Below are 6,364 nucleotides of genomic sequence, written 5' to 3' on the forward strand. Positions count from 1 at the left end.
AATATAGAGCTATGGCCGCATAAATCGTTTTTATTATTTCCACTGTCTACTTGACAGGGGGCAGTTCATATTGACGTTAAACATTTTAGAATAGAGGATGCTCCAGAGGATTCAGATATCATTGTCATTCACAAGGATTTATTAGAAAGAGCACGCATGGCTCACCATGACAAGGTCATCATTTCCATTGAAAACTATATTAATGACCCTAATCTTGTTGAATTAATTGATAAACTAAAAAAAGATTAGGTGTCAGGAAAAAACTGCAGTACTTGCAGCAAGAATGCACAGTACTGCAGTTTTTCATAGACCAAAACCGGCACAGCTGACATCTGGATGGTAAAAATTTCCGATAATAATATGTTAGAATAGCCTGGGATCAAAGTAGTATTATAGAGTTTGGGAGGCGTGGCGTATGATAAAAGGTATAATATTTGATTTTGACGGATTAATTTTTGATACTGAAACTCATCATTACAATGTATTAAATGATATATTTATCGAGCATGGCAGCACATTGCCGCTTACAAAATGGCAAGAGCAAATCGGTACTTATACTGATTTTTCGCCATACAATTATTTAGAAGAACAGCTTAAACGGAAATTGGACCATAAAGTATTAAAGGAGACTTTCGAGGAAAAATTTCATGCAAAACTTTCTGCCGAAAAAGCAAGATCAGGTGTAGAGGATTATTTAGAATCAGCAAATAAGCTTGGTTTAAAAATCGGATTAGCTTCAAGTTCAAACTACGAATGGGTGTCCTCTCACCTGAAAAAACTGGGATTATTTGATTACTTTCAATGCATTAAAACTGCAGATGATGTTGAAACAGTCAAACCCGACCCTTCGCTATATTTAGAAGCAGCAAAGTGCCTGCAATTAAATGTACAAGAATGCTTAGTGTTTGAGGATTCAGCTAATGGTTCACTAGCAGCAAAAAGGGCTGGTATGTCATGCGTCATTGTGCCAAATGAAGTGACAGAAGCAATGGATTTCTGTGAGGTGGATTATCGAATAGGATCTATGTCTGAGATTAGTTTAGAAGATATAATCAAGATTGTGGGGAAATCTTCTTCTGATTAGGGGCTGTTGAACAACTTTTAAACAGCTTAGTGCTGCCGTATGTTCTGTGGTCTTTTCCTTTGTAGACCACAATACCAACCCACCGGAAGTCCACAATAACCAACGCTGTTTATGCCAAACTAATAGCGTAGAGTTTTGCACGGAGTAAGTTTCCGTGATAAGGAATCTTTAATACAGCAATAATTTGTTGTGATAAGCGGTATGCATTTTTAATTGCCTTATCATATTTTTTATTTGCTAAATACATCTTATTTTCAAGGTGGAATGTTGCCTCTAACATTTGAGTAGCAGTGACTATTGGGAGATTTGTGACTTTCTCGTACAGAAACGTATTTTTATGAGTTAATAAAATATCACAACACCCCTTATCCATTTATCTTCCTGAAAAAGGGGTGTTGTACATTTTGGTTATACATGAACTTCTATTGCCATTTCTTAATTAAAGAATCGGCGTCGGCCTGAAGGATGTTAAACGCCTTATCTGAAATCAACTCTTTCTGATGATCCAGCAAAACTTTAAAACCTTCCATGTGATGAACTACTTTCTCCGCTTGTCCTCTTTCTTCGTAAAGACTCACTGCAGTCAGATGCATTTTTAAGGAGCGGGCAACTTCATCACTCTCGAATTCTCCTTCCTCTGCAAAACGCTCAGCACGTGCTTTCGTCCCTGAAGCAGTTGTTAAAATCGTTTCCTCCCCTGGATAAATAGCGTTTGAAAGTAATCTATACAGGTATTCTGGATGGGCTCTAAATCCAACCTCTAATCCAAATAAAGTGACTTCATTGTTGTGTCCTTTAATTATAGTTGGCTGTCCTTGTGCTGTCTCAGAATTTTGCCAAAAGCCGGCTCTAAAAAAGTCTTGGTCTGCAAAAGATGCTATAACTCTATCATCTTCAATGTCTGTGTACCATACGGGATTATAAACGAAACCTATATCATTCTCATTATACCCGGAAGTTAAAGTGGTGTCTTTATAATTAACACTCACAATTCCGTTATCGTGCCGACTGCCAGTATTTACTATAGTATCAGCTAATCCCAGCTGAACAGCAACATTGGAAGCATTAGCTCCGATTGCGATATATTTGCCACCGTTAGATATAAACTCCTGGATGTTTCGTTTATATGAATCACTGTCATGGTTCCCAGAACCGTTGGCAACCAATGCATCATAGTTGTCTAACCCGTTTTCAGCTATTTCTTGAGGAGCGATTTCAGTTATATGGAATCCAAGTCGTTTAAGAGCTGTGCGTATACCATGTTGACTCCGATCTTCTAATATTGCCACATTTACTTTCTCCAGTAATTTGGCTTCTTCAGGCAATGGCACTGTTTCTAAAGTAATTCCTGACTGTTGTACTGCATTAAGCAAAGTATCTCCATTGCTTTGCTCTACATAAAAATGCCCATTACTTCCTTTATAAACTGAAATGTTATTCTGGATTAGCTGGTTAACCAAGTTCACGGCTCCAATTGAACTGTTTCTAATTTCATATGGACCGTCCCCTCTTAATTGACCTTCAATTTCTAGCTCCCGGACCTCTTTTACAGCGATATCAATAGAAGTATTAGCAGCGATCACATCAAAGTCCCATAATTCGGATAAACTCCAGGCAGATATATCGTACATGCTATCAACGTCATCACTGATATCTTCGCCCTCCCAAAGCAAGTTGTTGGCTAAACCTGCTCTTGCTTGGTTCATAAACACAATGTACGTTCCACTGTCATATTGTTCGCCGTTAACCGTAAACGATTCTTTGGCTTCTGAGACCTCAATGCCATTTTTAATGAGATGATTTATGGCCCTCACCGTTATGGAAGAATCTGCTTGGTCGGGGATTACATATGCTTTTGGAAGAAACCCTGATTCATGATTAGGATGGTCAAATTCAACCCCCCTCCTAAAGACTTCAATTTGGGCTTTAAGCATTTCCAGCTTATTTTCGGTTGCATATTTAAGTGCTCCCATAGTAGCATCAACATGCCATCTGACACCGTCCCAACTATTTGTTGGTGCTTCGTTCGTATAGGCAAATGCTCCGTGACCCTGAGCATACATAGGCGTGAAAATTGGCGGGTAGCCATCCCATCCGAAATCCTGATCCCGGGCAGGGATATGAGTTCCTTGCATATTTCTATACAGGTCGCTCTCATAATTATCTCTGTTTTTAACTAGTTCTTCTTCCATCGCTAAGCTCTGCTCCATCCCCCATTTAAGATATATATCTGTTTCAATATTGGGATTGTATGGAGGTGTAGCTGCTCCAAGAAGACCGGGAGTATCAGTAGATCTTATTATATAGCCATGTAGATCTAGAAAGACCATAGGAAGCCATTCTTTAATTAATGCTACATTTACATTTGTTTCCGGTTGTAATTGTGTCACGTGTTCACGGTTTAAATCAAACCCTTCAGCATTCTGTCTCGTTCCTAAAATACGTCCATCTGGATTGTTCACAACATTAAAGACGAGAATATTATTTTCGAGGATGTTCTTCGTTGTTTCATCATTTTCGTATGCAAAGCGCTCAATAAGTTTTAATACAGCATCGGTACCCACATATTCATTACCGTGTATGGATCCGTTAACCATAAAAGGAACTTTTACATCGGGGTTTGCTTCAACAAAATTGAGTGCTTCATTTGGGTCTTCAATCATTAACTCCCGTAAAATTTCGGATTTCTCCAATCCTTCTTCGTCCTGAGGATCAGAGATGACAACAGCGTATAGATCGTTACCTAAAGTAGATTGTCCCACGACTTCCACCGATACGCGGTCACTTTCTCGTTCATATTCTTCTAATTTTGATCCTATCTCTTCGTATGGAACTGGATTGTAGGGTGTTTGTGCCTGCACCGTTTGGGAACCAGTTGTGTAAGCGGTTACAAATAACGCAAGAACAATGAAAAAGGTGGTAAATGCTTTTTTTATCAAAGATTTCCTCTCCCTTATCAATAATATTTTTATACTAACTCTAGCCGATCACTTTTATTGAAACACAGTATTATGAAAGTAAATTGCACTACCAAATCATCGAATTCACCTGCTGGCAGAGCATCACCAAGAAATTTATTTAATGCATGCTCCCCAATAGCTTCCGTTGTCATTTCCCTAAGCTCGACAAGGGCAGTTTCGTATACTACTTCGCCCAGCTTGTACAAGTTATATAAAAGCTCTACCGGGATGGCTAACCGAAGTCTTCCGTAATATCCTCTTCTGCATCATCGACGGTATATTCAGTATCCAGATATACTTGATGCATATCACGTGTCCCATTGTTTTGCAGTTCAAAGGTACGAATCATAGTATCATCTGGTTTCATATTATCCACATTAATAATCTCTGTAGGCTCTGCTTTCAGATCCGGTATATCTTCTGCAAATGTAGATTCTATTGTCATTGAGTTACTGAACTAGGTAAACGTCCCTTCTTCGATTAAAGAACTCCCAAAGATAACTCCCATACATTATTTTTTAATATTTATTGGTAATCTCCCCTTTCAATTTTCGGAATATGGATCTCTTTCGCCTACTCTTTCATTGTTTACACCTGCCTATCTATGATTTATTGAGATCAAAGATGTCAGTAATTCTTTTATATGTTCCACTATAATTGACAATAACAAATAGAGTATAAAAAATCTATATATAATTCCCACTTTTCTTAAAACAATAATTAAGAACTACATATTGAGAAATATAAATAGTATCAATCAATTACTAAAATAGTGAACTTGAGGAAATACTCCTAATCTAAAAGTAGTGTAAACACCAGTCAGCCTGGGGGTATTAAAAGTAATAATAAGTTTATTGAAGATAATGATGAATAGTTTTCATCACTTTACTACTGTAATAGTATCTAAATTTCCCTTGGGGGGGAACTGTTCAATTACCCTGAACAATCAAACTTCGGGTTCACCTAGGGGTTGATTATCGAATAGGATCCATGTCTGAGATTGGTTTAGAAGATATAATCAAGATTGTGGGGGAATCTGCTTTTAATTGGGGGCTGTTAAATAATTCTTAAACAGCACATCTGAATGCTGTCATATGTTTGCATACCCCAGACGAAGCTTATGAATCCCTATTGTATACCGATCAGAGGTGAATAATGGCTTTAGTCAGCCCACTGCAATTACCGAATACGTTATCATTGAACAAACGAGAAACCAAGCACCTATTTTTGCTTCAGCTGTCTCTCTGGATATAAATCATAGGCTATTAATTTTAAAGTAGTATTCTTAAAGACTCTTGCATACCCACTACCACTTAATACTCTCTGTTTTCTCTTTCGCATATAAAAAAGATGCAATACTGCTTAATCTTGTATTGGGATTCATCTCTTCAATATTAATTTTTTTATAAACTCTTTCTAAGGCATCAAAAACACTTTCATTGTATACGCCTAAAAAGCTCCATCTAAAAACATCATAATAATACGGATTCTCTGCTAGATTATAATATACTTTTTCTTCGTCACTTCTTTTATGAATATACTTTCTCATCTGGATAGACGAGCTATCATCCTTAATTATCTTAGGTATATTGTTCGCAATCTTCTCGAAGTCTTCTTCTGTAAATACTGAGTATCCTACTTCTTCATGAAGGATATGAATTCCATATACCGTAACTGCTGCATGACTAATATCTTCCCATGGTTTTTGAATATTTTGTTCTTCCCAATAACTCCAGTAATAAGAATCAAATTCCCCGTCATATTTAAACAAAGAATTCTTAAAGTAATTTAGACTTTTTTCTATTCTTTCATCGTAAGTATGACTCGTTGTTAACTTGTCATATAATCCTGCAGCTGCAAGATAAACACTTATTCTATTTGGTATCCCTATTTTACCTGCCTCTGATACTAAGCCTTCTCCATACGGGTGTCCGATATAAAAACCTTCAGTATCGGAAAAATCCACCCACAACTCATCCTGATTATGTATGGCAAGCGCTTCACCTGATGCTGCTAAAAAACGCGTTGCAGACTCCCTATACTTATTCAGATCATTTTCATAGACTGTATCAACGTATCTTAAAATAGGCAGCGTAATCATTCCAGTATGAACTGGATACACATATGCAAATTCTCCAGATGTGTAATGACCCCGGTCAGACCAAGCAGGAAGAGATAACCCAGTTTTCGTAAAACTTTCGATTCCAAGTTTCTCATCTGTTTGAGAAAGTATATATTCTATTTGCTCATTTAGGTAAGCGTCAAATAGTCCCCACATTTTCACCATAGTTTTTTCATGCGATAATCTTCATAGAAAATA

Annotated in this window: 6 protein-coding genes; 1 reads left to right on the forward strand and 5 read right to left on the reverse strand. The window is 37.3% G+C overall.

Annotation, left to right across the window (positions count from 1 at the left end; genetic code table 11):
* The first annotated feature begins 415 nt into the window (after positions 1 to 415).
* Positions 416 to 1,084: an HAD family hydrolase gene (locus GHD25_RS19545; protein WP_164220019.1), complete on the forward strand. Its 669-nt coding sequence runs from the start codon at positions 416 to 418 to the stop codon at positions 1,082 to 1,084.
* A gap of 109 nt (positions 1,085 to 1,193) precedes the next feature.
* Here the strand turns inward: GHD25_RS19545 and GHD25_RS19550 are convergent, their stop codons facing one another.
* From GHD25_RS19550 to GHD25_RS19570, 5 genes are all read right to left on the reverse strand, one after another.
* On the reverse strand, positions 1,194 to 1,364 hold the full coding sequence (locus GHD25_RS19550; protein WP_164220021.1) for a hypothetical protein: 171 nt from the start codon (positions 1,362 to 1,364) through the stop codon (positions 1,194 to 1,196).
* Positions 1,365 to 1,506: 142 nt separating this feature from the next.
* Positions 1,507 to 4,023, reverse strand: coding sequence for an FIMAH domain-containing protein (locus tag GHD25_RS19555; RefSeq protein WP_164220023.1), 2,517 nt, complete (start codon positions 4,021 to 4,023; stop codon positions 1,507 to 1,509).
* A gap of 29 nt (positions 4,024 to 4,052) precedes the next feature.
* Positions 4,053 to 4,274, reverse strand: a complete 222-nt coding sequence (locus tag GHD25_RS20455; protein WP_462944029.1) for a TasA family protein — start codon at positions 4,272 to 4,274, stop codon at positions 4,053 to 4,055.
* 2 nt (positions 4,275 to 4,276) lie between these two features.
* Positions 4,277 to 4,489, reverse strand: a complete 213-nt coding sequence (locus GHD25_RS20305) for a TasA family protein (RefSeq protein WP_276207861.1) — start codon at positions 4,487 to 4,489, stop codon at positions 4,277 to 4,279.
* Between the two features lie 861 nt (positions 4,490 to 5,350).
* Positions 5,351 to 6,331 (reverse strand): hypothetical protein, encoded by a 981-nt coding sequence (locus tag GHD25_RS19570; protein WP_164220027.1) that lies wholly within the window; start codon positions 6,329 to 6,331, stop codon positions 5,351 to 5,353.
* Between the last annotated feature and the right edge of the window lie 33 nt (positions 6,332 to 6,364).

It is taken from the genome of Virgibacillus aidingensis, assembly GCF_010994035.1.
In the GTDB taxonomy this organism is placed as follows: Bacteria; Bacillota; Bacilli; order Bacillales; family Amphibacillaceae; genus Virgibacillus_N.

Excerpts from the sequence above, each read along its gene's own strand:
- GHD25_RS19545 (WP_164220019.1), top strand. The coding sequence starts at position 416 with ATGATAAAAGGTATAATATTTGATTTTGACGGATTAATTTTTGATACT.
- GHD25_RS19550 (WP_164220021.1), bottom strand. The coding sequence starts at position 1,364 with ATGTTAGAGGCAACATTCCACCTTGAAAATAAGATGTATTTAGCAAAT.
- GHD25_RS20305 (WP_276207861.1), bottom strand. The coding sequence starts at position 4,489 with ATGACAATAGAATCTACATTTGCAGAAGATATACCGGATCTGAAAGCA.
- GHD25_RS19570 (WP_164220027.1), bottom strand. The coding sequence starts at position 6,331 with ATGGTGAAAATGTGGGGACTATTTGACGCTTACCTAAATGAGCAAATA.